The sequence below is a fragment of the Rhizobium sp. BK275 genome (assembly GCF_014193555.1).
Classification (GTDB): Bacteria; Pseudomonadota; Alphaproteobacteria; order Rhizobiales; family Rhizobiaceae; genus Rhizobium.
The window spans coordinates 608,631-634,856 of the sequence record NZ_JACHZL010000001.1; the positions used below are offsets into that span (position 1 = coordinate 608,631).

The following is a 26,226-nucleotide window of genomic DNA, read 5'->3' on the forward strand; positions in this document are numbered from 1 at the left end:
AAAAATGGCCCAGAAATTCGCAAAAAAAAGCTTCCTACCCGTCACTATTACCCTCGCTGTTGCCGTGATCGGTTTTGCTTCTGCTCGCTCCCTCTTCAGCGGTCCGGACCAGCCACCCGAACTTTCCCAGCGGGTTGTTCTCGGTACGATCGAAGAAACGGTCGTTGCCAGCGCGGTTCTGGAACCTGCACGTCTGGTCAATGTGGGCGCACAGGTTTCAGGTCAGCTCAAGGCGCTTCATGTGCAGCTTGGTAAAATGGTTCAGCAAGGCGATCTGATCGCCGAGGTGGATTCCACGCCGCAGACCAACGCGCTGCGTATCGCGAAAGCCGCGCTCGCCAATGTGAAAGCGCAACGTCGCGCGCGCGGCATCCAGCTTCGTCAAGCCGAGCAAACTTATCACCGACAGCGTGCACTGAATGCACAAAACGCTGTGTCTTCTGCCGATATGGAGACCGCGGAGGCGGCCTTCAATACGCTTCAGGCAGAGGTAGAGGCGCTCGACGCTCAAATCTCGCAGGCTTCGGTCGAGGTTGAAAATGCCGAGGTAAATCTCGGCTATACAAAAGTCCGCGCACCGATGGATGGCACTGTGGTCGCCGTCGTAACAAAGGCTGGCCAGACCTTGAACGCCGTTCAGGCGGCACCGACGATCGTCGTTCTCGCGCAGCTTGATATGATGCGCGTCAAGGTTCAGATCTCGGAAACGGACATTGGACGTGTTCGCCCAGATCAGGACGTCCGCTTCACGATCATGGGGAATCCGAACGATCCGGTTTCAGCAAGGCTCGAGCAAATAGAGCCGGCGCCGACCACGATCGCGACGGATTCCGGATCGGGAACAGGGACGTCTGCCACCCCGATCCAGGGCTCACAGGCTGTTTATTACAATGGCTTGTTCAGCACACCCAACCCGGATGGCCGCTTACGCCCGATGATGACTGCCTCCGTCAGGATCGTAGTGGGAAAAGCTGAAAAAGTGCCTCTGGTGCCGTGGCCAGCGTTGACCGCTCGTGACGCGCAAGGGCGCTATCGTGTGCGCCTACGTCTGCCTTCCGGCGACACTGTCGAACGGCTTGTGGTCGCGGGATTGACCGACAAGATCAACGCCCAGGTCATTGATGGCCTGTCGATTGGCGACGAGGTCATTATTCCAGCCGACGGTGAAGTTTCAACTGATTCCGACGTGGTGTCGATGTGAGCGCGCTGATACAGATCGAAAATGTCTCCCGAGTTTTTAAGGCAGGAGATGAAACGGTTACCGCGCTGGACGGCGTCAGCCTCTCCATAGAAGCCGGGGAGCTTGTGGCAATCGTCGGCGCCAGCGGCTCGGGTAAATCGACGCTGATGAATATTCTCGGTTGTCTCAACCAACCGAGTTATGGCGAATATCGGGTCGGCGGGAAGAGCGTCTCGGGCCTGTCGGTCGATGAACTAGCCGCGCTGCGGCGGGAACATTTCGGCTTCATTTTTCAGCGCTACCATTTGCTTGGAACCTTGAGCGCGGCTGGGAACGTCGCCATGCCGGCGGTTTATGCCGGGCTGAATTCCAACGTCAGGCGTCAACGTGCAAAAGCGCTCCTTGGGCGCCTCGGCCTTGGTGAACGTCTCGACTATCGGCCGGGTCAGCTCTCGGGTGGCCAGCAGCAGCGGGTGTCCATCGCCCGCGCATTGATGAATGGTGGCGAAATCATCCTTGCCGACGAACCGACAGGAGCGCTCGATAGCGTCAACGGCGAAACCGTTCTTGAGATCTTAAAGGAACTGCATGCCGACGGCCACACGATCATAATGGTGACTCATGACATGCAGGTGGCCGCAAACGCCGACCGAATTATCGAAATACGCGATGGAAAGATTCTTTCAGATCGGCGCTTCAGAGAAAGACAGAACGGCACCGGCCCTCGTCCAGTCGATCGTAAGCAGCCGACCGGTCGGTTTGTCGGGTTCCAGCGTCGCCTGACGGATGCCGGGCCGATGGCACTTCGTTCCATGGCGGCGCACCGAATCCGAACTTTTCTCACTATGCTCGGGATCATCATCGGCATTGCAGCGGTGGTTTGTGTCGTCGGCCTTGGTGAAGGCTCGCGGCGAAAGGTGCTGGCGCAGATGAGCGAATTGGGTGCCAGCACACTATCCATCTACCCGGGCCGCGACTGGGGTGACGAGCGTGCGGCGAACATTACCACGCTTGTGATTGCCGACGCAGAGGCGCTGTCAGCCCAATCCTATGTTAGCGGGGTAACCCCGCTCATATATGCTTCGGTACGGGCACGTTCCGATCACGCTTCGCTCAACGCCAACGTCAACGGCGTCGGTCTTGATTACTTCGAGATCAACGGCATGACCTTGATTGCCGGCAACGGCTTTTCGGCCGAAAGCGCCGCAGGGCGCCGCCTTCAGGCGGTGCTCGACGATCGCACCGCTGCCGCACTATTTCCCAATGGGCAAAAGCAGTTGGGGCGGACTGTCCTGCTTGATCGGATGCCGGCTATGGTCGTTGGCGTGGTGAAGCGGCCTAGGAGCGCGGCAGGCGACAAGAGTTTGCAGATCTATGTCCCACATACAAGCGTGGCGGGCCGGGTATCAGGAACGGCTGCAAGTCTCGGCGGACTGACCGTTCGCGTCGCTGATGGTGTCGACACCGGTGTCGCTGAGCGCGCCATAGTGAGCCTGATGACCAGGCGACACGGGACGAAGGATTTCTTTGTCTTCAATAGCGACCAGATACGCAAGGCCATGGAGAAAACGTCGCGCACAATGGCACTTTTGATCTCCTGTGTCGCAGTGATTTCTCTAATAGTAGGGGGTATCGGTGTAATGAACATCATGCTCGTTTCTGTCACCGAACGAACGCGTGAGATCGGCTTACGCATGGCCGTCGGTGCCCGGCGTCTCGATATCATGTTGCAGTTTCTTATCGAAGCGGTGGCGATCTGCGTCGCAGGTTCGCTTATCGGTGCCGGGCTGGCATTCGTGATCGCTGCGGTCCTGGGCGGCGCTCAGGGAGAGATTCCGATGATCATATCGCTGAACTCGGTTCTGGGTTCCTCTGCAGTCGCCTTCCTTATCGGGTTGACCTTTGGCTTTTTGCCGGCCCGCAACGCCTCACGTCTCGATCCGGTCGACGCCCTTTCAAGAGAATGAGGAATGTTGAAAAATCTCCTTCCTTGGCGACGCCCGCTGTTTTGCGGACGACACAGATCTTTCGACGCCCTATGAACGGCCGGGCCTGAATTTACGCGGACCTTTTTGAGTGCTGAAGTCAATCCGGCACTTGACCAGGTTTGATCCGAGAGATCGCTCCTAGGGAGCTTGAGGAAACCTGCGATTCCGCGATCGCCAGTGGCCAGCGGATCGCGGTAGCTGGTGCACGACTTCGAGCAGCGCCCTTTCATCGCCGTGAACGCTAAGTGAGCCCGTCATGCACGGGTCGACTTAAGCATGCGCTTGCGACAGCCACGGTTGATCCTGCGCCCGTTCGGGGTTCTCGATGAGATGTGGTTTCAAAGCAGTTAAGTATTTGACGACGTGTTCGCGGTCCATCGGCTTGCTGAACAGATAACCTTGGAGTGTGGTACAGCCCATTTCCAGCAAGCACATTGCCTGTCTGTGGGTTTCCACACCTTCCGCGGTGACCTTCATTTTAAGCTTCTGCGCCAGATTGAGCACCAGGTCAACGATTGCGAGGCTCGATTCATCGTCAAGCATGGTATCGATAAAGCTTTTGTCGATCTTGATGATATCGACGGGCAGGCTCCGCAAATGTGTCAGTGACGCATAGCCCGTCCCAAAGTCATCGAGCGCTACAGCCAGACCTTTTTTCCGCAAACGCTGCAGCGTTGTTGCGACAGTGTCTTCCAAGCCCTGCAGGAACACTGTTTCAGTCACTTCAAGTACCAGTTTGTCCAGCGGGATGCCTCGCGACGCAAACGCGGCAACAATCCTCATTTCCAGATCGCCCCTCATGAAGTCGGAGGCGCTGACATTCAGCCCGACCCGCCCGAAATCCAGCCCGCGGTCCATCCAGTTACGGATATCTGTCGCAACATGCTCCAGCATTTGCGTCGTGATGTGATGAGACACGCTCGAGTCCGTGAATGCCTCATGAAATTGCGCCGCCGACACGATTGAGCCGTCCGGGCGCTGCATTCTCACAAGCGCTTCAAACGCCCATACCTGGCCGTCAGCACAACGAACGAGCGGCTGGTAATGTGGCACCATCCGATGTTCCGTGAGTGCCTGTTCCACCTCCCGGACGATCTGAATGCGATGGGCGATCGTCGAACGCAGGCTGGGCTGATAGTGGATATAGCTGCCGCGCCGTGTTTCCTTGGCATGGTAGAGCGCAAAGTCCGCGTTTTGCGACAGTGTCGCCGCATCCATTTCACCTTCTGAAATCGCACCGCCCAAGGTTATCATCGGATTTATCGTCGACCCACCGACCTCCAGCGGGCGGCCTATATATTCGATCAGATGTCGCGCCAGTGAACGCATGCCCCGCGCGTTTGCGGGTGCTTCCAGGATGACGCAGAACTCGTCACCGCCGAGGCGAAATACCTTTCCACGCTTCCCGAGGCGCTCGTCCAGGCGTGACGCCACACCTTTCAACAGCAGGTCACCGGTTGCATGGCCGAGGGTGTCGTTGATTTGCTTCAAACGATCGACGTCGATCAGCAACAAACCGATGGAAGAGGCGTCCGCCGCTGCGAGTCTCTGCATATGCGCATTGTAGGCCGCCCGGTTTGCAAGGCCGGTAAGGGGATCGGCGTTTGCTGCCCGGAGCAGACGTTGCTCATAGCGCACTTTTTCGGAAACATCCTGAACGATGCCGAACAGACGTCTTGGCTCACCATGCAGGTTTTCGATATCGCTCACGACGCGAATCCATCGTTCCTCGCCTTCTGGCGTGACAATGCGATATTCTTTGTCAATGCCGGCGCCTGCGCCATTCAGGACGTCGCGGATCCTGCGCCTGACGCTGTCACGTTCTTCGGGAGCATAGCAGCCAATCACCTCCTCCGAAGTCATGCGTTTGCCGATCGGCAATCCCACGGTGCGGTATATCTGATCCGACCAGACGATCGCACCGGTGCTAAGGTCCATCTCAAAACCACCGACCTTGGCAGAGCGCTCGGTTTGTTCGAACCGCGCCTGCTTCAACTCCAGTTCACGTTGCTGCTCCTTCAGCAGGCTTTGCTGACGATGCTCCCGGACAAGGCCCATGACGACGCTCGCCAAACTATGGAGCTGTTCGAGATCCCGATCACTGAAGCGGCGGATCTTGGTGTCGAGGACACAAAAGCCGCCGTAACACGTCTCCCCTTCCGAAAGCGGAACCCCCGCATAGAACTGGACGGAACAGTCTCTGACGAAAGTGTTTCCGCAAAAACGGGAGTCTGTGCTGGCATCTTCAACGACGAGCGGAGAACCTGTTTCCACGACGTAGCCGCAAAAAGAATGCTCGCGCGGCGCCTCTTTCAAAGGAAAGCCTTGCCGGGCCTTGAACCATTGCCGATGCTCATCGACAAACGAAACCAACGCCATCGGCATATCGAACATGCTGCAGGCAAGACGTACGATAGCGTCGAATTCCGTCGTCGGCGGCGTATCGAGAATGCTTGCTTCGTAAAGAAGGTTCAGCCTCTCGTCTTCTGCCTGTGACATGTGACCTTACTCCTCGCAGTGCCGAGTGAGTGGGACCCTTCATGGATCGTAGAAGCGGACGAACTTGCCGCTGACGGGGTGTAAAATTGCATTATCTCATGGCCGAATATCGCACCGGGACGTTCGTAGGCGCCTTGCCACGAGCTTTCATACCGATCCAATTTCCTGTGATGATCAGAATTCTTCCCAATCAGATTTCAGTGCGACGGCTGCCGAGCCGCGTTGGGTGGATGTGGCGGACGAGCTACGAACGACTTTCAAAGCCGTCGGTGGAACAGGGTGGCGATCCGCCTGCGTAGACGAGGGCCTCGATCTCGAGGTATCGTCAAAACGGAACTGTTCAAGAAGCTCGAAGAGGGCTGCAGCCTCTCGTGCGAGGCCATGGCTGGCTGCGGTCTGCTCCTCGACCATCGCGGCGTTCTGCTGCGTTCCCTGATCGACGGTGTTGATGGCCTGGTTGATCCCGCCAAGTGCAGTCGATTGCTCGCGCGCCGCCTCCACGATCGCAGCCACGTTGGTGTTGATTTCGTGAACCTGACTGGCGATCTCCCGGAGCGCGGATCCGGCATTCGTGACAAGGCCGACGCCGTTTGCCACGTGGGAACCGGACGCCGTAATCAAGCTCTTGATCTCTTTGGCAGCTTTCGCGGACCGCTGAGCCAGTTCGCGAACCTCTTGGGCAACAACGGCAAAACCCTTGCCGGCCTCCCCTGCCCGTGCCGCCTCTACGCCGGCATTGAGCGCCAAAAGGTTCGTCTGGAAGGCAATTTCATCGATGACACCGATGATATTGGAAATTTCGCGCGACGAGGTTTCGATCTGGTCCATGGCTCCTATCGCGTCACGCACGACCTGGCCGGAATGCTCAGCGTGGTCTCTGGCGCGCGCCACGAGCCGACCGGCCTCCTCGGCACGCTGGCTCGAATCCTTGACCGTCGTTGTGATTTCCTCAAGGGCCGCCGCCGTCTCTTCGACGGATGCGGCTTGCTGCTCGGTGCGCTTTGCCAGATCGTCGGCTGCGGTGCGAATTTCATTGGAGCCGGCTGAAATCGCCTTGGCGTTTTGAGCCACCGTCGCCATTGCGCCCTTCAGCTTTTCTGAGGCGCTGTTGAAGTCGGTCCGCAGCCGTTCCAGCGAAGGAATGAAGGGCTTTTCGATCGTCTGCGACAGGTCCCCGTCGGCAAAATTGGTCAGGCAACGGGCAAGTTGCTCGACATTCTCGACGCGCCCCGTGACATCGGTCGCAAACTTCACGACCTTGAACACCCTGCCGTTCAGGTCGAAGATCGGGTTGTAGGAAGCCTGGATGAAAACCTTCCGGCCACCCTTGCCGACACGCATGAATTCGTCGGCGACGAACTGGCCACTTGAAAGCTTGCGCCAGAATTCCTTGTAAGCGTCCGACCTTGTGTAGTCTGTCTCACAGAACATCGAATGATGCTTGCCCTGGATCTCGGCAAGCGAATACCCGAGGGCGCTGAGGAAATTGTCGTTCGCGGTCAGCACTTCGCCCGCTGGCGTGAATTCGATGATCGCCTGTGCGCGGGACAACGCGTCGATCTTGCCCGCATCCTCGGCAGACTTCAGCTTCTGCGTCGTGATGTCTGTTGCAATCTTGATGACTTTGACTGGCTTTCCACGCCGGAACACGGGATTGTAGGACGCCTCGATCCAGACCTCGCGCCCGCCTTTTCCAATCCGCTTGTATTGCTGTTGATCGAATTTCCCGGCCGACAGCTTAGCCCAGAAAGCCTTGTATTCTGCCGAGGATGCATAGGCTGGCTCGACAAACATGCTGTGATGTTTTCCGACGATCTCCCTCAACTCGTAGCCAAGCGCCCTGCAGAAGTTTTCGTTAGCCGTGAGGATCTTGCCCGACAAGTCAAACTCGATCATTGCTTGCGAATTCGACAGAGCGGCAAGTACCGCGACAGCATTTCCACCACGATCAAGAATACTCACCCGCAATCCTCCACAGGTTTCACTGCTGCCGATCCAGTCACGCTATCAATATTCACACATGATCATTAACGCATATTTAATTATAAGATTGACGCGACAGAAGGGCGCAAGGCGCGTTCGATGATGACGCTCAAGCCGCCGACCTCATCCAGAAATACGAAGCCCGCATCGCCGCGCTGGGACGTCTTGTCGGCAAACAGGCGCTGACCGAACACCTTCCATACTTCATCAAGGATGATTTACAACAAACGCAGACTTTATTTGGCGCTTCATTATCTGGGACCCGCCGCAATCCGAGGATCAACACATCCGGAAGATTGGCAAAACAGCGGCGTGATCATTGTCCACCCTCAGGCGCGCACTCCAAAAAGGGGGCAACATTGCATGCTTAAACACAAACGAGCCGTTCGCATCGTGCTGGACAACGAAGCCAAGCATCCCTGCGCGATATCCGGATCATCAGCAGAGCCGACGTAACGACGTTTCGTATCACCATGCCTATCTGGATGTCGAAGTACCAGTACTTGCGCCCCTTGATGTTAGCCGAGGTGAACCGACCTTCCGGGGGAAAATCGGCCGTCCAAGCGGGTCGAGCGAGCGCTGACCCAGCTCGGCGGGCATCGCCCGATATGAGGTCGATGGACTTCAAAAGCTCGACTTCGGTGTTATACCGTTTTTCAAAAACAGTATAACGATCGAGAGGATAGGGTGCTAGCTTATCGCCTTGAACCGATACAAACCTACGACACCTCGATCCACTCTGTCGTTATCGGGACCAGGGATTGATCACTTCCAGCCCGGCAGCTTCGTAACTCCGTAGCGACTGGCCCCGCGCTGCTGCGAGAAGGTCCGCCTATCATGCCTCGAGGGAGCCCAGCTGCGCCAAGGTCGTGGTCGAGTAGCTATGCCATTCGACCGATTGATCAAGGCCCTGACGGAAAGCCCGCTGCTCGCGGGCAACGTGGAACAGCATGCAGGAAAAGCTTACAAACTCTGACCGCAGTTATTCACACACGATACGTTGGATCCTCAGTCCGGGCCGGATCAAAAGGTCCTGACGCCATACACCTCGTGTGCAGGGACAGGCAGCAGACGATAGGCCATTTCCGCCTTCAACTCCTCGTGGCGGGCGACCTCGTCGGGCGTCTTGTCCTTCTTAGCGCCCAGCGTGACGAACTCTTCCTTCACGTGCCCGGGCTTGATTACGGCTTCAGCGGTGCGACCGCGATAGCTGAAGCGGAACACGTAAGGTCCGGGCGGATCGGTGATGATGTCCTTGCCGCCGATCGACTTGTCGACGGTCAGCCGTCTCTCGGTCAGCGCCCGGGTCACCATTTCCAGCGCGTCGCGTCCGCCGGGACCGGAAAACGCCGTCACAATTGTCACTTCGCGCCGTTCCAGCGGCGTGTCGGACAGTAGCGGAAACGCCGCCTGCATCGCCTTCAGCGCATGCGCCACGCCGCCGGGAAAACCGCCGCCGTGATAGGCGTTGATGCCGTCGAAGGTGAAGCTGATCGGGTGGCCGTTGTCGAGCACGGTAATGGCATTAGACATCTGCGAAGGCTTTCAGGTTGGGAACGAAGCTGTCGAGGAAAAGGGTCGTGGCCGGCATGAAATGCGAGCCGTGGTGGAACATCGGGTCGAGCGAGGAGAGGATCATCGTTCCCTTGGTCGAGACCTTGTCCTCGTAGAGGATCGCCCGGCCTTCACCGTCGCGGGCCAGCACCGTGGCGCCGACCGGCGGGACAAACCAGCCATGCAGGTGCCAGGTCGCCTGCCTGTCGCCGATGCCGGCCATCAGCGGATGGCTGGCCGCGGCCTCGGTGACGCGCACGCCGAGATCGGCGGCCGGATCGAGCCACCACCACCAATTCGTCGGCGTGCCGGTGTAGTCGACATGCGGCAGCCAAAGATCGGAACGACTCTCGCCGAGCGCCACCACCGTGCCGCCGGCGGCCAGATGGCGCGCGAGCACGGGTTTCTGGGCGATCATGCGCTGCGCCGGCGTGCGGCACGGAACCCAGAGAATGTCGTCGGGACGCAGTATGTCGGCGAGATGTTCGGGCGCGCAGATGACGTCGAAGATCTGGGTGTAGCGCGGTCCTTCAAGGCTGCGGATGTTGTAATAGGTGCCGGACGATGGCGCGACGAAGCGCCGTCCCGTTCGGCTCGACACGCGCATGCCGCCATAGGTTTCGGGCGCGGCAAGCGGCAGCTCGGCCGCCGGCGACGAGGGTGCCGAGGGCCAGGGGTCAAGGCAGGGGCCGCCAAGCGTCCAGTCGATCATGCGCCGCGTCAGCTCGCCCGACAGGTTCCATTCGAGCCCCATCGAGCCGAGATCATTGCCGGCATGGGAAAAGATCCGCCCGCCCCTTGGCCGCTCCCAGACCCAGTCGACCGGCACCTGCGCCGCGCCGAGACCGTTGACCGCCACCGCGCCTTCGGGTGGCGGATTGCAGCCCCGGCCGTAAAAGCCCGCCACACCCTTGTTGGTCTCGATCTTCGCAAGCTCGATGCCGGAAAACAGCGGATGGGCGTTGACCGAGGAAAGGTCGAAATCGGCGCGCTTCGGCGCCTCGATCGGCCGGTACTGGCTCATGCCGTCGACCAGCGGCCGCACCATGTGGCCGTTGAAGAACCAGCGGCCGCCGGCATCGAGGAATGCGGCGAGCGCCTCGCGCATCAGCAGCATGGCGTTCTGGTCGAACTGGTTGCCGGTGATCAGGCCCTTGTGGGCCAGAAGCATGTCGGCGGTCAGCGCCGGCTGCTCGACGATCGTCACCAGACCCTCTGCCGCGGCCGCCTTCACGGCCTCGGACGGGTCCTCATAGGTCGATTTCAGATAGATCGCGCTCATGCTGCCTCTTTTCCGGCGAAAGCCGGCAGGATTGCCCGGCGCGTCTCGCCCGTCGGTCCGGTTACCTCCACCCAGCGCATCGCCACGCCGTAGAGCTCGGAGAGTTTGTCGGGCTCGATCATATCGGCGACGGTGCCGTGGATTTCGCGCCCGCCCGGCATCATCAGCAGCACGTCGTCGGCCGCCGCCAGCGCATGGTTTGGGTCGTGGGTGGTGAACAGGATCGCCTTGTCGCGGCGAAGCCGGAGCGAATTGAGGAGTTCCAGCGTGCGTGACTGGTTACCGAGATCGAGCGCCGAGGTCGGCTCGTCGAAGATCAGGGCCGGCGAACCGGTGGCGATGGCGCGGGCGATCAGCACCATCTGCCTCTGGCCGCCGGACATGCGGTCGTAGCGAAGCTCGGCGAGATGGAAGGCGCCGACCTCGACCAGCGCTTCCTCGGCCGCCGCGCGGTCGTCCGCCGAGGGCTGGCCGAAAAGGCCAAGCCTCGCCGCCCGACCCATGACGACGACGTCGAGCCCGGACAGCTTGGCCTGCGAGGCACCGTGCTGCGGCACATAGCCGGAGATTTTCGGCGCGCTGCGGCGACCCTTGGCCAGCGGCTGGAAACCGAGCAGGGCGCGCAGAAGCGTGGTCTTGCCGCGACCATTGGGACCGAGCACCGCCATCGAACGGTCGACCGGCACGGTGAAGCTGATGCCGGAAAACAGCGTGCGGGCGCCGAAGGAGACGGAGGCGTCTTCAAGGCCGATCATGTGCGGTTGGTCTCCTTGAAATGGCGGCGCAGCAGGTAACCAAACACCGGCGCGCCAACCAGCGCCGTCAGCACGCCGAGCGGGATTTCGGCCGCCGTCAGGGTGCGCGCCATGGTGTCGATCAGCGTCAGATAGGCGGCGCCGAGCAGGGCCGAGGCCGGGATCAGCGCGCGGTGGTCCTCGCCGACCAGGATGCGCGCGGCATGCGGCACGACGAGCCCGATCCAGCCGATGATGCCGGCTACCGCCACCGAGGTTCCGGTCATCAGCGAAATGGCGACGAAGATATACCAGCGCTCGCGATCCGGATTGACGCCGAGCGACCGCGCCTCCTGCTCCTCGAGCGCCAGCAGGTTGAGCCGGTAACGCAACAGCCAGACGGCGAGGAGGCCAAGGCCCATGCCCGGCACGGCGAGCCACAGGCGTGGCCAGGTGGCGGTCGAAAACGAGCCCATCAGCCAGTAGACGATGGCCGGAAGAGAGGTGTTGGGGTCGGCGACGAACTGCACGACGGACACCAGGGCCGCGAACAGCGCGCCGACGATCATGCCGGCGAGGATCACCGTGATCACCTCGGTGCGGCCGTTGATGCGGGCGAGGAGCCCGACCAGGAACAGCGCCGACAGGCCGAGCAGGAAGGCCATGCCGAGCAGGACGAAGCCGGAATAGCCGAACAGGATGGCGAGCGCGCCGCCGAAGGCGGCACCCTGGCTGATGCCGAGCACCTGCGGCGAGACCAGCGGATTGCGGAACACGCCCTGCAGCGCCGCCCCGCCGACGGCGAGCGCCGCACCCGACAGCGCCGCCAGAAGCACGCGCGGCAGACGCACCAGCAGCACGATGCGCTCGTCCATCTGGGTCGGCGCGGCATCCGGGTTGAGGATCGCCGCCAGCAGGATCTCGCCGATCCGTGGCACGTCGACGGAAAAGCGCCCGGCGCCTATTGAAAACAGCATGGCGGCGATCAGCGCCAGCACCATCAGCCCGAACGCGCCAATCCTGAGGCCGATCAGGCTTCGGCGCCCGCTTTCCGCCGCCGCCATCGCCATCTTACTTCGCCTTGAACTGGGCGTAGTCGGTGGCGTCGCCCTGCATGCCGACCCACAGGATGCCGTCGATGTCCTCGTCGGTCAGGTCGTAGTCGTAGAGCGTCTTGTAGGCCTTTTTCATCTCGCCGCGCAGGTCGTACTGGAAGATGTCGGGATGCATGAGATTGGCAAGCCACATCCAGGTCAGCGGGCTTTCCTGGTTCGGCGGGTCCCAGCGATAGCCGCCGAGCGGCATCTTGTAGACGCGCTTGTCCTGGGCGGCCTTGGTCAGCGACAGGATCGGGTCGTCATAGATCCGCTCAAGGCCGAGCTTGGCCTCGAAACTGTTGAGGAGAATGACGTCGGGGTTCCATTCGGCGATCTGTTCGGGGCTGATCGTCGTGCCCTGGCCCTCAAAATTGGCCGAGACGGAGACGGCGCCGGCCAGATTGACATAGAAGGCGGCGTAGTTGCCCTTGTCGCCGGAGGCGGTCAGGCTTTCCAGCGCGCGGCCGAGATAGAGGATGCGCGGCTTCTTCTCGGCCGGAATGTCCTTCGACTTGGCTGCCATTTCAGCGGCCACCTGGTCGCGCCAGCCGTTGATCATCTGCGCGCGCTCGGGCTTGCCCATCGCGGTCGCCACCATCGCCTGGTACTGCTTGGTCTTCTCTTCCGAGCCGTAGGAGATCAAAAGCGCGGTCAGGCCGGCATTGACGATCGGGTCGACCAGGTCCGGGCCGCGATCGGCCCACTGGATTACCAGTTCGGGATTGGTGGTTGCCAGGTCCTCGACGTTCGGAATGAAGTTCGGCGCGGTGATGTCGGAGGGAATGTCCTTGGCCTCGGGGAAGATCTTGCCGAGCACGCCCTCGACGATCGCCGACTTGGCGGTCGGGTTCATGCCGACCAGCTTTGACGTTCCGCCGTCCATGGCGATGATGGTCGAGGCCATCGGAATCGGGATCGAGGCGATCCGCTCGACCGGCTTTGGCAGTGTGACGGTGCGCTTTTCATGATCGATGATGGTGATCGGATCGGCGGTTGCGGCGAGTGGCTGAGTGAAAACCAATGCAACTGTGATCGCGAGCTCGTTCCGTCTGAAAAGCATAAAAACCCCTCAAAAAATTCAGTGACGCACATCAATTCGTAAATATGATTTCTTTTGTCAAGATATTTGAGGTGCCTGTCATCACACGAGTGGTCGTCCCAAACATCGTGAATTGCTAGGGAGCTTCTGACAGCAACAACGTGGTCGCATCAGAGGCCTTTCGACCATGGAGATCAGAGAGGACTGTTTTGTACCTCAAATCCTCTTTCGGAAGAGGTCCCGATACCGATCCCGAGGCTATTGAATGAACAGGATCGAGCGTAGCAACCATGCCACGCCGAGTATTCTGATCTCAGGGATCTTGAAGGGAAGTCAACCAACGGCAGCCCTGCTGCTGTATCGAACGAAGTGAACAAGCCCGCGAAGAGCGCCAAACGGAATCTTCAAAAGCGCATCGCTTCCGCAGTCGAAGTGCTAAACGAAGATGATCTCGCGAGGATCGCTATCATGTTGGATGCATTGGCCGCTGCTCGATCGTAACCAAGCTCTGCAACCGATCAAAATGGCCGCATCCAGGCAGTTGATGGGATTGGAACCGACGGGCACGTAGTTTTGACCTTGGCCAAACATTCATCAGGGCAGCACCACAGGGCTATCTTATCTCTCGGCATACCGGAGTCGGCTGCCGAATATGATTTTCGTCTCAGGAAAAGAGGCTTGGCAGGTTTCGGCGACCGAGCTCGCAGCAGAACACTATGGAAGACTCATCACTCGGATGGACGAGGGCGGTTCGAAGTCTCTCCTACCTACGGCCAGCTTTCGATTGCGACCACGTGGAACACTTTAAAATTTCCGCTGGTCGAGAGTCGACCTGCCGTAGTCGCTTCATCTCGTCAAGAAATCACCATTGCACACCATGATCGCCAAAATCGCCGAATACGTGAGATGATGAGCCAGTTGATCGGCGCCATGCAGCATCCAAAATGTGCGCGTGTTGATAGGGTGCGGTCGACGATGACCGTAGATGGCCTTTATATGATCGATGAGGAAATGGACCAGAAACTCACCGGAGGTAATGGCCAATACCCACATCGGATCCGTAATTGACACCAAAAGGGCCGGCGCAGTGGCGACAGCGTGGATGCCGGCGTGGACATAGGCTCCAGGCTTCCTGAAGTTCCCTTTGCCGCTAATCATCCATTCGGGTTGCAGCACATAGTCAGCCACGAAATGCTTTAACTGCAACCAAATCAGCGTGGTGAGCAGCATGGTCAAGTCGCACCCCCTTCAACCCGGAACAGTTGGGTCGATCGTGTGTACGCGGACCGGCGCGATCTTCCCCCGTATCCGGACGCAGCCAAGAAGCCTTGCGTCAAGAAGGCCACGCGATCGTCGATGCGTTTCGTCGCTCAGCGCAATCTCCACGCCCTTGTCCTTGGCCACGCCAACGAGCCGGCTCGCCAAGTTGACGACGTCGCCGATCGCGGTATAGCTAAGGCGTTCGGTCGACCCGATATTGCCCACTAGCGCCACGCCGGTGTTGATACCGATCCGCACGCGAATCGCATCGTGCTTGGGTGCTATCGGCGTCATGGCATGCATCGCGTCGCGGATCGCCGCTGCGGCGCGGCAGGCGCGCAATGCGTGATCTAGCTCATCGCCAGGGGCATTCCAGATCGCCATTACCGCATCGCCGATGAATTTGTCTACCGTGCCGCCCTCGGCATGAATCGCTGCAATTGAAAGGGTCAAAAAGCGCGTCAGGCTTGGTTCAACGTCGGCACCGAGTTCTTCGGTGAGTTCCGTAAATCCCGGCAGATCGGCAAACAGCACCGTTATCTCCCTAAGTTCGCCCCCTGGACGCGGCGCGATACCGCCATCGACAAGGGGACGAACGACCTCGACCGGCATGAAGCGGGCAAACGCGGAAAGGCCGCTCGACATCCGCTTGAGAGCGGAGGAGAAATCGTCGAGTTCGGTCAACAGCGCCGGGCGATGCTCCACCGCGTCGAGTTCGAACCTCTCGATCAGGTGCAATTGTTCGGCAAGGCGCGAGAGCGGCCGGGCAAAGAGGATTCTGGCAAACAGGACCGCGGTCACGGCCGCAAGCGTGGCGATGCCGCCGATGATGAAGATCAGCCGCTTGGTACTGGCGTCGATATCACCGGCAAAGGTCGCCCGCGGTATCGCGGTGACCAGCCGCCAGTCCTCGAACGGCAACTTGCCCGATGATACAAAAACCGGCCCGAGCGCCTTGCTTGCCACCAGCGTCCTGAACCCCTCGGCCTTCTCGCGGCTCGCGGCCAGGGCGACTGCCACGGCCAGGGCGTCGGAGGCGGCGAAATCCTTAAGATGAGCAGCCACCATACCGTCGGATGGTTCGGACGTCGCCAGCACCGCATCGTCCCGCGCCAGAACGAAGGCCTTGCTGCCTTCCGGCATCTTGAGCCCTCTGAGGATGGCCGACAGACGATGCAGGCTGACCGCCACCATCACCACACCCTCGAAATGCCCGAAGACCTCGACCTTCTTCGAGACTACAATCGCCGGCTCGAAGCCGTTCGGAAGGATATTGACGAAACTCCAGGCCGCTTCCGCGCTGCTCCGGCCGAGTCTGTACCATGGCGAACCCTCCGGAACGTAGACGCTCTCGGCCTTCAGGCGATTTTCGAAGAAGATATCGCCGGGTATCGGCTTGTAGAGATCGCGGCGCAACGGGCGCGGCTTGCCCGGCGCTGCCTGGCCGATCTCCACCATTTCGATCTCGCCGTTCGGCAGAGCGTGCGCCCCGAAGAAACCGCCATCCGGGAAGCCGAAGCCAATCCAGGCGATCGCCGGCTGTTCACGCAGCAGCGACAAGAACAGAAACTCACGCTTCACCTCGTCGTCTGGCCTGATCGCCCCTTGAAAGAAGATCGATCTGACGATCTCGGCACTGCTCGAAACCAGAGCCAGGTTTGAAGCGAGCTCGTTGCTGACCGCAGCAGTGCTCTGAGCATCGAGGCTGGCGACCACCGTTTCGATGTTCTGGGTCGCAGCACGATACCAGACGAAATGAACGAGCGCCGCCGTCGACAAGACCGCAAACAGTAATAGTGCGGTGACCGCACGCGCCATTTTCATTCGTGGGAATGGTCTAGCGTTCATGGCGATCGGTAATCAGACGGGCGGCGCGGTCATAGCAGACATAGGCCAGCGCCCAGTCCACGAACACAACGGCGCGATTGCGGAAACCGACGAGAAACCAGAGATGGGCGATGTTCCAGACCAGCCAGGCGGAAAAACCCGAGAGCCGGATGCGCCGGAAATCGGCGACCGCCGCCTTGCGCCCGATGGTCGCCAGATTGCCGAAATCGCGATAGCCGAACGGGCCGATGGTCCGGCCATCGAGGCGGGCGAGAATGGCGCGGGCCACATGCTCGCCCATCTGCTTGGCGGCCGGCGCAACTCCCGGAACCAGCCTGCCGTTCTTGTCGGTGACCGCAGCGGTGTCGCCGATCACGAAGATATCGCTGCTGTCCGGTGGGTTGAGGTTCCCGTCTACATGGACACGGCCGGCGCGATCGGCCGGTACACCTAGCCATTTCGCCGCCCTCGAAGCCATGACGCCGGCCGCCCACAGCACGCAGGATGACCGGATCTGACCGCCGCCGGCAAGCCCGACGCCCTCGGCATCGCAGCGCGTAACCGCTTCCCCGAGCGACACTTCGACGCCAAGCATCTCCAGGTGTCGCCGGGCTTCCTCGGACAGCGCCAGTGGCATGGCCGGCAGGACGACATTGCCGGCTTCGACAAGCACCACGCGCGCCGACGACGGGTCGATGCGCCGAAAGTCACGGATGATGACCTTCCTTGCCAGTTCGGCGATGGCGCCCGCCAGTTCGACGCCTGTCGGGCCGCCGCCAACAACGACGAAGGTGAGAAACCGCTCCCACTCGGCCTCGTCCTCGGTTGCCTCGGCGCGCTCGAAGGCCGAGAGAATCCGGGCGCGGATTTCGGTCGCATCGGCGATCGTCTTCAGGCCGGGTGCGGTCTCTGCCCATTCTTCCTTTCCGAAATAGGCGTGCCTCGCCCCGGTGGCGACGACGAGATAGTCATAGGCGATGCGCCGGGCGGTGGTCTCGACGATCCGGCTCTCCTTGTCGATCCCCTCGACACGCTCCATCAGCACCCCGACATTGGATTGCCGGGAAAGAATGCGACGGATCGGCATGGCGATCTGCGCCGGCGAAAGCCCGGCCGTCGCCACCTGATAGAGCAGCGGCTGGAAAAGATGATAGTTGCGCTGATCGATGACCGTTATATCCACGTCCGCACGGCGGAGCCCCCTGGCGGCGGCGAGGCCGCCAAATCCGGCTCCAAGGATGACGACCCTCGGACGGCGAACCACCGCCTGACGTGCCTGCGGATCCATGAGGGGCGAACCGCCACGCGCTTCTTCGATCGCGGCGCGCATGGCTCAGCGCCCTCTCGGAAACAAGCGAGCCGCCAGATAGTCGAGCGAAACGGTGCCGGCCCCGCGCGCCAGGATCAGCAGCAACGGCGCCGTCCAGAGCAAATGGTCCGGCCAGTTCTGCGGGTAGACGAGGAGCTGGATCGTCAAGATGACGCCAAGCAGCATGAGGGCGGCGGGGCGAGAGAACAGACCGAGAAAAATCAGAACCGAGCCGCTCACTTCGGCGGTCGTCGCGAGCACGGCGGCCACGCCGGGATCGATGACGGGCAGCTGGTATTCGAGCGTGAACAGCTGGATCGTCGCCGGCCAGGAGGCAAGCTTGCTCTGCGACGACTGCCAGAAGACCTGAGCGACCGCAAGGCGTGAGACGAGCTGCACGAGCGAGAGCGGCACACTGTTCAACCGCTCCAGAGCGGAGACATAGAACCCGGCAATGCCGCTTCTGTGGCGTGTCGAAGAAGGAGACATCATGGTCATGATTTCCATCCTGTTCAATGGGTTGCGAGCGTTATGTGGCGAATGCGGGTGACGAGGCCTTCTGCGAAGAGGCCGCCGAACGCACCGGCAAGATCGAAGCCGGGAGCACGGGCGAGGACGCGGCTGACGGCCACCTCCAGGCCTGCACGCCTTTTCAGCGCATGCAGGAAAGCGAAATGCCCCGCATCGAGGCGCAGGAACCGCATGCTCTCGTTGCAGCGCCAGAGCGCGATCCGCTCCGGCCTGCGGCTCAGCTTCGCCAGGGCTTCGACATTTCCGCCGGCTTGATGTACCGACCATATTTCCAGCGCTGGCCAACGGCAGACGAGCAGGCGCAGCGAGGGCTGAAGAAAAAGCTCAGGAGCGGTATCGGCTTCGCCGTCACCCAATTGCTCCAGGCTGCAGCCAGGCAGCGCCGGCGCGTCGAGCGCCTCGGCGATCATCCATTCCAGCCGCGCCGTCTCGGCAATGAAGGGCATGGAGCGGATGTCTTCGAAGACTGCCAGAAAGCGGGAAAAATTGCCGCCATAGCGGACAAGCCGCGCCTCCTGCGGCGGATTGTTGCGGATGAAAACGCCGGCAGCGTAGCGAAAGTAGTCCTCGCCCAAAAGCCTCAGCGTGACCGGAAAGACCGCGATCAAGGTCGCCGTTAGCGAGGCGAACGTATTGTTGCGATAGATGTTGAACCGACGCAAAGGGTCAAAAGCCCCTTTCGCCAGTACTGGCGCGAGATCACCGCCATCGTTGCGGAGGATGGCTTGGGCGATCCTCGACTGCAGGGCGCAACTAGAGAGCATGGCCAATCCTCCTTGCGCCGGAATGGTTGGCGAAGACGGACGGCTTGATCGTCGCAAGCGCGGCGAGCGCCGGCATCGGTCCCTTCGGACTGTCGGGCCGCAGGGGCAGGATCATGCCCTCAAAGCGGCTCGTCGGGGGTGCCGGCCTTTCCGCCAGCATCCGGTCTTCGAAGGCAATCGATTGCGCCAGCATATCGGCCCACATGGCTTCGCCGAGCAGGACGTCGAGGGTGGGCACATCCGTGTCCCATTCGATGAGCGTCGGACGCGGGCCGATCTTGCGGATCACATAGGCATAGAGCGACCAAACCGCCGGCGGAACGCGCGAACCGTGGTCGTCGATCAGCACGATATCGCCTTCGACCTCGTTGACCGCGTGCCCCGCAAGATGAATCTCGCCGATGGCGCGCGCGGGGAGCTGGTCGATGAAGGCCTTGGCGTCGAAGCCGAGATTAGAGGCCGAGACATAGACATTGTTGACGTCGAGGAGCAAGCCACAACCGGTCAGGCGCACGAGTTCGGTGAGGAATTCCGCCTCGGTCATCGTCGATCCCTCGAAGGCGACATAGGCAGAGAGGTTTTCGATATAGACGCGCCGCTGGAGCGTATCCTGCAGGCGCGAGACATTGGCGGCGACGATGCCGAGCGCCTCGGCATCGTAACACAGCGGCAGAAGATCATTCAGATAGGCGCCATCGGCGGCGCTCCAGGCGAGATGCTCGGACACTAGGCTTGGCTGGAAGCGCAGGCAGAGCTTTCGCATGCGCTCAAGATGATCGCGGTCGAGGCCGGAGTAGCTCCCGAGTGAAAGGCCGACGCCATGAATAGACAAGGGATAGCTTTCCCGCAGCCGCTCGAGCGCGTCGACGGCCGCAGAGTCGCCCATGTAGTTTTCCGCGTGGACTTCAAGCCATCCCGCCGACGGGCGGCGAGACAGCATTTCGCCGATATGCTGGGAGCGAAGACCGATGCCCGCCGCGGTTGGCACCGGATTGCTCGGAAATATCTTGGACATCGATGACTCCTTTGGTTGAAGCAGAGAAAGGTCAGGCCTTGGGTTCGTTACTTCCGCCGGTGATCTTGGTGCAGGTCCCGGCCGGCACGTAGATCCACGAGTCCTTGGCGTTGTCAGCGGTGGACGTACCGGCGCAGGAGTGGCTGGCCGTCTGGCAGTCGTTCAGGCCGGCCTTGACAACGCCGAAGCACTTTTCAAACGAGAAATCCGGCTTGGCAGTCGGGCCGGCAAAGGCGCTGCCTGCTGCCACGGAGGCGGCGGCGGCAAGGGCCGAGCTGATGAGAAGACGGGTGGCATTCATGAGAAATCTCCTGGGTTGTTGCGTGAGGTCAAACCGTCATCGGCTCGACTGTCCTGAGCTTCCCAGAAGCGAGCCTTCACCTGAAATGCTGTCTCTGCATGGTTTCGATACGCCGCCTCTATGCGTCGACAGTTGGCGACAAGAAGAAGCCCTCCGCAGCTGAACGGAGGGCTCAAGGTGGGCATTTGCGGCGGGAGGCAGAATTTGTGCAAATGCCAAAGGGATCAGAGATAGCGCTCGCGGATGTCCACCGTCGAACGTTTGCCGATGTCCTGATAATTGACCTGCAGCCATAGGTCGGCGCATTGCCGGCCGCGATCCCTCAAGTCCACGAGCGCGCCCCAGTCGGCATTCAGCTTGCTCGAAACACTGAGGTTTTTCATCGTCTCGTCATCGGAGATACCGTGCACGAAAATCCGCTTCAGATTGGGCGGCGGTTCCGGCGCCGCGTCGATCAGCTGCGTGACGAACGCCACCGCGCGCATCTCTCTCAGCAGCGATGAATTGAAGCTTATCTCGTTGATACGGTTCAGGATTTCTCCAGCCGTGCGCGGCAGGTCCGCTCGCTCGATCGGATTGATGTGGACCACGATGACATCGGGGGTGTTGCAGCCATAGATCAGCGGAAAGATGGCGGGATTTCCCATATAACCGCCATCCCAATAGGCTTCTCCGTCGATCTCAACCGCTTGGAACAGGAAAGGCAGGCAGGCGGATGCCATAACGGCATCGATAGACAATTCGTCATTGCCGAACACCTTGACCTTGCCGGTCCGCACGTTGGTGGCGCAGACGCTGAGCTTGACGGGGCAGCGCGCCATCCGGATCGCCTCGAGATCGATCGACTGTTCCAGTACCCGGCGCAGCGGGTTGAAGTTGAACGGGTTGAACTGGTAGGGCGACATCAACCGGGTGACCAGGTCGAACATGATGAATGCCGGCGAGAACTCAAGCGATTTCGAGCCGGTAAGGCGATCGAGCAAGCTCGGCTGCAAAGGTCCGGATGCGGCCGCGTGGCTGACGCGGCGCCAGAAATTGGCGAGCGCCGTCTGCGCCCCGCTTCGACCGCCCTCGGCCAGACCGTAAGCCATGACCGCGGCATTCATCGCGCCGGCGCTGGTCGCCACAATGCCTTCAAATGAAAGGCTGGGCTCCTCCAGCAGCCGATCGAGCACACCCCAGGTGAAGGCGCCGTGCGCACCGCCGCCCTGAAGGGCGAGATTGATCGTCCGGGGCTCGCGCTTGGCGGCCGAAGATTCGAGCTGCATTCCGGGCCGTGTTCCTACATGCTTATTCATGATTGCCACCCTTTTCTCGAATGATGGGTTCAGTGCGCGGTCCAGCCGCCATCGACAGGGATCGCTGTGCCCGTAATCGATCCGGCAAGATCGCCGCAGAGGAAGACAGCAAGCGCGCCCATTTCTTCAACGGTGGCAAACCGCCTCGTCGGCTGGTCTTTCAGGAAGACCTCTCGGATCACCGCATCCCGCGCGATGTTATGCGACTTCGCCTGATCTTCGATCTGATGTTCGACAAGCGGCGTCCAGACATAGCCGGGGCAGATCGCGTTGCATGTCACCCCATATTCCGCCCCTTCGAGCGCGATCGTCTTCGTGAAGCCGACAATGCCGTGTTTGGCCGCCACATAGGCGGATTTGAAGGGTGACGCGATCAATCCATGGGCCGAGGCAATGTTGACGATCCGGCCATAGCGCCTAGCGCACATGTTGTCGAACGTTGCCCGGACGAGATGAAAGGCGGAAGAGAGATTGATGGCAAGGATGGCGTCCCACTTTTCCGTGGGAAACTTGCCGACCGGCGAAACATGCTGGATTCCAGCATTGTTGACGACAATATCTACCTGCCCAAATCGCGCCACCGCCCTCTCGACCATCATGCGGATGGCTTCCGGCTTCGTCATGTCAGCGGCATCATAGGCGACGTCGACATCGTTATCGGCGGCAATGCCGGCGCGCAGCATTTCGATCTCGGCCGGGTCGCCAAAACCGTTCAGCATGACGGCGGCCCCCGCCCTCGCAAGCGCTTGTGCGATGCCGAGGCCGATCCCGCTGGTCGAGCCGGTGACGATGGCGCTGCGCCCCTCCAAGGGCTTGCGGCCGACGAGAGTATCAGTTTCGGGATCAAAGGCGTTCAGCATAGCTCTCTCCACTACGATCGACTACGCCGTCTGGCGCGTTCTGTAATCACAGTGAATGACGGACCTTCGCTTTAGAAATGCCGGTCTGCTATGGAATTGATAAATCCATGGCATTGGAGGAGAATGCCGCCCGCGGAGAATATGAGGGCATCGCAAATCGAGTTCATGCCGAGGGGCGGCCATGGATATCCATCATATAAGATACTTCCTGGCCGTGTGCGAAACGCGCAACTTCACGCGCGCGGCGGAAAAGTGCAATGTCACCCAGCCGGCTCTCAGTCGTGCCATCCAGCAGCTCGAGGACGAGGTCGGTGGCCTGTTGTTCCGCCGCGAGCGCAACCTGACGCACATAACGGATCTCGGCAACCTGCTTCGCCCGCGATTCCAGCAGATCCAGGACGAGTTGACGGGTGTGCGTACGGAGGCGTCACGATTTCTCTGTCTCAGCGAAGCACATCTCAAAGTTGGCATCATGTGCACGATCGGCCCGCGCCGGTTTACCGGCCTTCTCACCGATTTCAACATGCGCCACAAGGGTGTCCAGCTGCAGTTGATCGAGGGCGTGCCCACCCGCCTGTCCGATCTGCTGGAGACCGGCGAAATCGATGTGGCGCTGATGTCGACGGCAACGAGCTTTCCAGAACGCTTCGACGTAACCTCGCTCTTTCGCGAGAGGTTCATGCTCGCTTTCCCCGCCGGCCACCGACTTAGCCAATACGATGCCATTCCTATTGCGGCGATCGACGGTGAAGTCTACTTGCGTCGCGTCAACTGCGAATATTGGGATTACCTCACGGACCTCTGCGATGCGCAAGGCGTTAAGACGCTCGTCTCCTATTCCAGCGAACGCGAGGACTGGATCCAGAACCTGGTCGCCGGCGGCCTTGGCATCTGTTTCATTCCCGAATACAGCGCCGTCATTCCCGGATTGCAAGTGAGACCAGTCGCGGAACCGGAGGTCTTCCGTGACGTCTGTCTCGTGACCGTCGCGGGCCGCCGCTTCTCCCCGGCGGTTTCGGTCTTTGTCGGCGCCGTAAAATCCTACGGCTGGGCAAACTCAATGAGCCGTTCGCACTGACGACCTCATATTAAGACCCGTGGCGAACACAGCCTGGCAAACCACCGGGCATTCGGCGTTCGCGCCGCGGTTGGCAATAGCCCACAGCTATCAAATTCAGAAGCATCTGGCATTTCTCTTTCGGTCGGGGCTCCGCCAGTCTTTGCACATGCTCGGCACCGTCCTCGCCGAGCTCCAACAAGGAGAAACCGATGATGAAGCCCGTATTGAACACCGACCGCCTTTCCTTCGCAGCCCTTGCCTTGGCCGCATTGGCCTTCGGCGCCGGCCTGCCCGCCACGTCCGCCCTCGCCGGCGAATGCCCAGCCGATCAAGTCGCCGAAGATGGCATGAAGCCTGGCCCGATGATGCCGAAGGGCGTTACCGACACTGTGATCAAGACAATCGATCTCTCGTCCAAGGGCGACGCCTGGAAGGGCAGCATGCTGCGCATGCGCAAGCTCGTCGTGCAGCCGGGCGGCATCGTTCCCTGGCATTCGCACGAGATGCGCCCGGCAAATATCCTGATCATCTCCGGCTCGATCACCGAATACAGCAGCACCTGCAAGGTGCCGATCCGGCACAAGAAGGGCGAGGTTACAGCCGAGTTCGGCCATCTCTCCCACTGGTGGAAGAACAACGGCAAAGTTCCGGCGGTGCTCTATTCCTCCGACATACTGAGCCCGGAAATGCACGGCGATGACGCAGCTATGTAACAGCTGCCTTACTATCAGAAGCAAGCCCTTATCCGCTCGCGGCGTTTCCCGCTTGCAGGGAAACGCCGAATGGTCCCCGGAGGATTACGCAATGACCGATATCGAACAGCCGCTCGGGCCGTCCGTGCACGCGCGCAAGGTCGTTTGCGCCGACAGCTGGCGCTTTGGACTGATCGCGCTCATCGCCTTTCTGACCTTGGTCGACCTCTTCGCGGCGCAAGCCGTATTGCCTTCCCTCGTCGACAAGTTCCAGGTCAGCCGCGCCACGATGGGGTTCGCCGTCAACGCCAGCACCTTCGGCATGGCCGTCGCCGGTCTGCTCGTCGCCTTCTTCGGCAGCGGCCTAGATCGGCGCAAGGGCATCTGGATCAGCCTCGCGGTCCTGTCAGTTCCAACGACGCTTCTGGCCTTTACCGACAACATCATCGTCTTCGCAGCGCTACGGGTGCTCCAGGGGCTTTGCATGTCGACGGCCTTCACGCTCACGGCCGCCTACCTGTCCGAGCACTTTTCCGCCGGCAAAGCCGCCGGAGCTCTGGCCGCCTATGTCACCGGCAATGTCGCCAGCAATCTCTTCGGCCGGATGCTGTCTGCCGCCGTTGCCGGCCTTGGCGGCCTCTCGGTGACTTTTCTGATGTTTGCCACCCTCAACCTCCTCGGCGCCGTCCTGGTGTGGATCACGCTCAAAAGAACGGCCGGCATGATGAGGACCGATGCTCGGGGAAGCCTCACCATGCGCATTTGGGACGTTCATCTCGCCGATCCGGATCTGCGCCGCGTCTTTATTATCGGCTTCCTCATCCTCTTCGTCTTCATCGGCACCTATACCTATGTCAACTTTCAGATCGTCGCGTTGGGGGTAAGGCCGATGGCGCTCGGCCTCGTCTATCTCGTCTTCCTCCCTTCGATCCTGACCACGCCTTTCGCCGGCAGGCTCGCAGCCAATATCGGGCCGGCCACCGGAACCGTACTGACCCTGGCGATCGCTGTCGTCGGGCTCGTATCGCTTCTCAGCACATTTTTGCCGATCATCCTGCTCGGATTGACGCTAGTGGCTGTCGGCACCTTCCTCGCGCAGGCGATAGCGACCGGTATAGTCGGCAGGCGTGCCATGAGCGACAAGGCGGGAGCCAGCGGCATCTATCTGGCGTCCTACTATACCGGAGGCATGATCGGCAGCCTGGTCCTTGGCCAGGTCTACGACCACTTCGGCTGGAACGCCTGCGTCTACGTGCTGGTCGCGGCACTCGGCGCAGCAATGCTGCTCGCAGGTTCCCTGAACGCGCCGCCCCGATAGGCCCCGCTCGAACCCGGCAACGATTTGAAAATGCAACCCTGCCAACCTCAAGGAGAGAGTGACATGCAAAGAACGATCAGCCTATTTTTCATGGCGGTACTTTCATTGACAGGAATAATCCTGTCGGCACCGGCCGCCGTCGTCCAGGCAGGTACCCGTGATGGTGTCGTTGTTCTGGAAAGCCGCTATTCGGTCGACGAGACCGTCAGAAAGATCAAAGGCAGCGTCGCCGAGAAGGGCATCATGCTGTTCGACGATATCGATCAAGCAGCGCTTGGTACCGCGGCCGGCAACCAGGTCCGCCCTTCGCGGCTCATCCTGTTCGGCAATCCGGCGCTCGGAACGACGTTCATCACCGCCAACCCGGTGGCCGGGCTCGATTGGCCCGTCCGGGTTCTCGTTTACCAAACGAAGGATGGGACCGTTCGGGTCGCCTATACAGATTTTGACTGGATCGCGCACCGCCATGGCATCACCAGCCGCAAGAAGGAGTTCAAGATGGCGTCCGAGGTCATCAAAGCGGTGACGGCGCCGGTCCGTCAGTGAGTTTGCGACGATGCATCAGCAATGAGGTGGGATCGACTTCCTCCTCATTGCGAAACGATGCGGCAAGCCTCTCATCCCACACCCTGGCC

General features: G+C 60.6%; 22 protein-coding genes and 2 pseudogenes. 7 read left to right on the forward strand and 17 right to left on the reverse strand.

Annotated elements, in window-relative coordinates:
• Window positions 1-4 precede the first annotated feature (4 nt).
• Together FHT82_RS02750 and FHT82_RS02755 are read left to right on the forward strand one after the other, a co-directional pair.
• Window positions 5-1,201, forward strand: a complete 1,197-nt coding sequence (locus FHT82_RS02750) for an efflux RND transporter periplasmic adaptor subunit (RefSeq protein WP_183726087.1) — start codon at window positions 5-7, stop codon at window positions 1,199-1,201.
• Window positions 1,198-3,147 (forward strand): MacB family efflux pump subunit, encoded by a 1,950-nt coding sequence (locus FHT82_RS02755; protein ID WP_183726089.1) that lies wholly within the window; start codon window positions 1,198-1,200, stop codon window positions 3,145-3,147. Before FHT82_RS02750 ends, FHT82_RS02755 begins: the two co-directional genes overlap by 4 nt.
• Window positions 3,148-3,438: 291 nt before the next feature.
• Here the strand turns inward: FHT82_RS02755 and FHT82_RS02760 are convergent, their stop codons facing one another.
• Together FHT82_RS02760 and FHT82_RS02765 are read right to left on the reverse strand one after the other, a co-directional pair.
• Window positions 3,439-5,667, reverse strand: coding sequence for an EAL domain-containing protein (locus FHT82_RS02760; protein ID WP_183726091.1), 2,229 nt, complete (start codon window positions 5,665-5,667; stop codon window positions 3,439-3,441).
• A gap of 174 nt (window positions 5,668-5,841) precedes the next feature.
• Window positions 5,842-7,629 carry a PAS domain-containing methyl-accepting chemotaxis protein gene (locus FHT82_RS02765; protein ID WP_183726093.1) on the reverse strand — a complete coding sequence of 596 codons (1,788 nt, stop codon included), beginning with the start codon at window positions 7,627-7,629 and terminating at the stop codon, window positions 5,842-5,844.
• A gap of 110 nt (window positions 7,630-7,739) precedes the next feature.
• Here FHT82_RS02765 and FHT82_RS30240 point away from each other — a divergent pair.
• Window positions 7,740-7,835 (forward strand): annotated as a pseudogene (locus tag FHT82_RS30240) (helix-turn-helix domain-containing protein); the annotation flags it as partial.
• Between the two features lie 234 nt (window positions 7,836-8,069).
• Here the strand turns inward: FHT82_RS30240 and FHT82_RS30245 are convergent.
• The 15 genes and pseudogenes from FHT82_RS30245 to FHT82_RS02835 form a co-directional block, all read right to left on the reverse strand.
• Window positions 8,070-8,269, reverse strand: a pseudogene (locus FHT82_RS30245) (hypothetical protein); the annotation flags it as partial.
• A gap of 404 nt (window positions 8,270-8,673) precedes the next feature.
• Window positions 8,674-9,183: a hypothetical protein gene (locus FHT82_RS02770; RefSeq protein ID WP_183726095.1), complete on the reverse strand. Its 510-nt coding sequence runs from the start codon at window positions 9,181-9,183 to the stop codon at window positions 8,674-8,676.
• The gene (locus tag FHT82_RS02775) at window positions 9,176-10,486 is read right to left on the reverse strand and encodes a hypothetical protein (RefSeq protein ID WP_183726097.1); all 1,311 of its coding nucleotides are present in this window, start codon (window positions 10,484-10,486) and stop codon (window positions 9,176-9,178) included. The genes FHT82_RS02770 and FHT82_RS02775 overlap by 8 nt, the downstream gene beginning before the upstream one ends.
• Window positions 10,483-11,241: an ABC transporter ATP-binding protein gene (locus tag FHT82_RS02780; protein ID WP_183726098.1), complete on the reverse strand. Its 759-nt coding sequence runs from the start codon at window positions 11,239-11,241 to the stop codon at window positions 10,483-10,485. The genes FHT82_RS02775 and FHT82_RS02780 overlap by 4 nt, the downstream gene beginning before the upstream one ends.
• Window positions 11,238-12,290: an iron ABC transporter permease gene (locus FHT82_RS02785; RefSeq protein ID WP_183726100.1), complete on the reverse strand. Its 1,053-nt coding sequence runs from the start codon at window positions 12,288-12,290 to the stop codon at window positions 11,238-11,240. Before FHT82_RS02785 ends, FHT82_RS02780 begins: the two co-directional genes overlap by 4 nt.
• 1 nt (window position 12,291) lies before the next feature.
• A complete protein-coding gene (locus tag FHT82_RS02790; RefSeq protein WP_183726102.1) occupies window positions 12,292-13,377 on the reverse strand; it encodes an ABC transporter substrate-binding protein in 1,086 nt (361 codons plus the stop codon).
• Between the two features lie 825 nt (window positions 13,378-14,202).
• Window positions 14,203-14,586, reverse strand: a complete 384-nt coding sequence (locus FHT82_RS02795) for a DUF3307 domain-containing protein (protein WP_183727241.1) — start codon at window positions 14,584-14,586, stop codon at window positions 14,203-14,205.
• Between the two features lie 18 nt (window positions 14,587-14,604).
• The gene (locus tag FHT82_RS02800; protein WP_183726104.1) at window positions 14,605-16,464 is read right to left on the reverse strand and encodes an adenylate/guanylate cyclase domain-containing protein; all 1,860 of its coding nucleotides are present in this window, start codon (window positions 16,462-16,464) and stop codon (window positions 14,605-14,607) included.
• Window positions 16,454-17,773 carry an NAD(P)/FAD-dependent oxidoreductase gene (locus FHT82_RS02805; protein ID WP_183726106.1) on the reverse strand — a complete coding sequence of 440 codons (1,320 nt, stop codon included), beginning with the start codon at window positions 17,771-17,773 and terminating at the stop codon, window positions 16,454-16,456. Before FHT82_RS02805 ends, FHT82_RS02800 begins: the two co-directional genes overlap by 11 nt.
• 3 nt (window positions 17,774-17,776) lie before the next feature.
• Window positions 17,777-18,250, reverse strand: a complete 474-nt coding sequence (locus tag FHT82_RS02810) for a DoxX family protein (protein ID WP_183726108.1) — start codon at window positions 18,248-18,250, stop codon at window positions 17,777-17,779.
• Window positions 18,251-18,264: 14 nt separating this feature from the next.
• Window positions 18,265-19,047, reverse strand: a complete 783-nt coding sequence (locus FHT82_RS02815) for a putative DNA-binding domain-containing protein (protein ID WP_183726109.1) — start codon at window positions 19,045-19,047, stop codon at window positions 18,265-18,267.
• A complete protein-coding gene (locus tag FHT82_RS02820; RefSeq protein WP_183726111.1) occupies window positions 19,037-20,062 on the reverse strand; it encodes a DUF692 domain-containing protein in 1,026 nt (341 codons plus the stop codon). The genes FHT82_RS02815 and FHT82_RS02820 overlap by 11 nt, the downstream gene beginning before the upstream one ends.
• 31 nt (window positions 20,063-20,093) lie before the next feature.
• Entirely contained in the window at window positions 20,094-20,363 is a 270-nt protein-coding gene (locus FHT82_RS02825; protein WP_183726113.1) for a DUF2282 domain-containing protein, read from the reverse strand.
• Window positions 20,364-20,587: 224 nt separating this feature from the next.
• Window positions 20,588-21,631 carry a patatin-like phospholipase family protein gene (locus FHT82_RS02830; RefSeq protein ID WP_246698034.1) on the reverse strand — a complete coding sequence of 348 codons (1,044 nt, stop codon included), beginning with the start codon at window positions 21,629-21,631 and terminating at the stop codon, window positions 20,588-20,590.
• 59 nt (window positions 21,632-21,690) lie between these two features.
• Window positions 21,691-22,521 carry a 3-hydroxybutyrate dehydrogenase gene (locus FHT82_RS02835; protein WP_183726117.1) on the reverse strand — a complete coding sequence of 277 codons (831 nt, stop codon included), beginning with the start codon at window positions 22,519-22,521 and terminating at the stop codon, window positions 21,691-21,693.
• 181 nt (window positions 22,522-22,702) lie between these two features.
• Here FHT82_RS02835 and FHT82_RS02840 point away from each other — a divergent pair, with 181 nt between their 5' ends.
• From FHT82_RS02840 to FHT82_RS02855, 4 genes are all read left to right on the forward strand, one after another.
• A complete protein-coding gene (locus FHT82_RS02840) occupies window positions 22,703-23,599 on the forward strand; it encodes a LysR family transcriptional regulator (protein ID WP_183726119.1) in 897 nt (298 codons plus the stop codon).
• 194 nt (window positions 23,600-23,793) lie between these two features.
• Entirely contained in the window at window positions 23,794-24,294 is a 501-nt protein-coding gene (locus tag FHT82_RS02845; protein WP_183727243.1) for a cupin, read from the forward strand.
• 91 nt (window positions 24,295-24,385) lie between these two features.
• A complete protein-coding gene (locus tag FHT82_RS02850) occupies window positions 24,386-25,591 on the forward strand; it encodes an MFS transporter (protein WP_183726121.1) in 1,206 nt (401 codons plus the stop codon).
• A gap of 63 nt (window positions 25,592-25,654) precedes the next feature.
• Window positions 25,655-26,137: a DUF302 domain-containing protein gene (locus FHT82_RS02855; RefSeq protein ID WP_246698035.1), complete on the forward strand. Its 483-nt coding sequence runs from the start codon at window positions 25,655-25,657 to the stop codon at window positions 26,135-26,137.
• The last annotated feature ends 89 nt before the right edge of the window (window positions 26,138-26,226 follow it).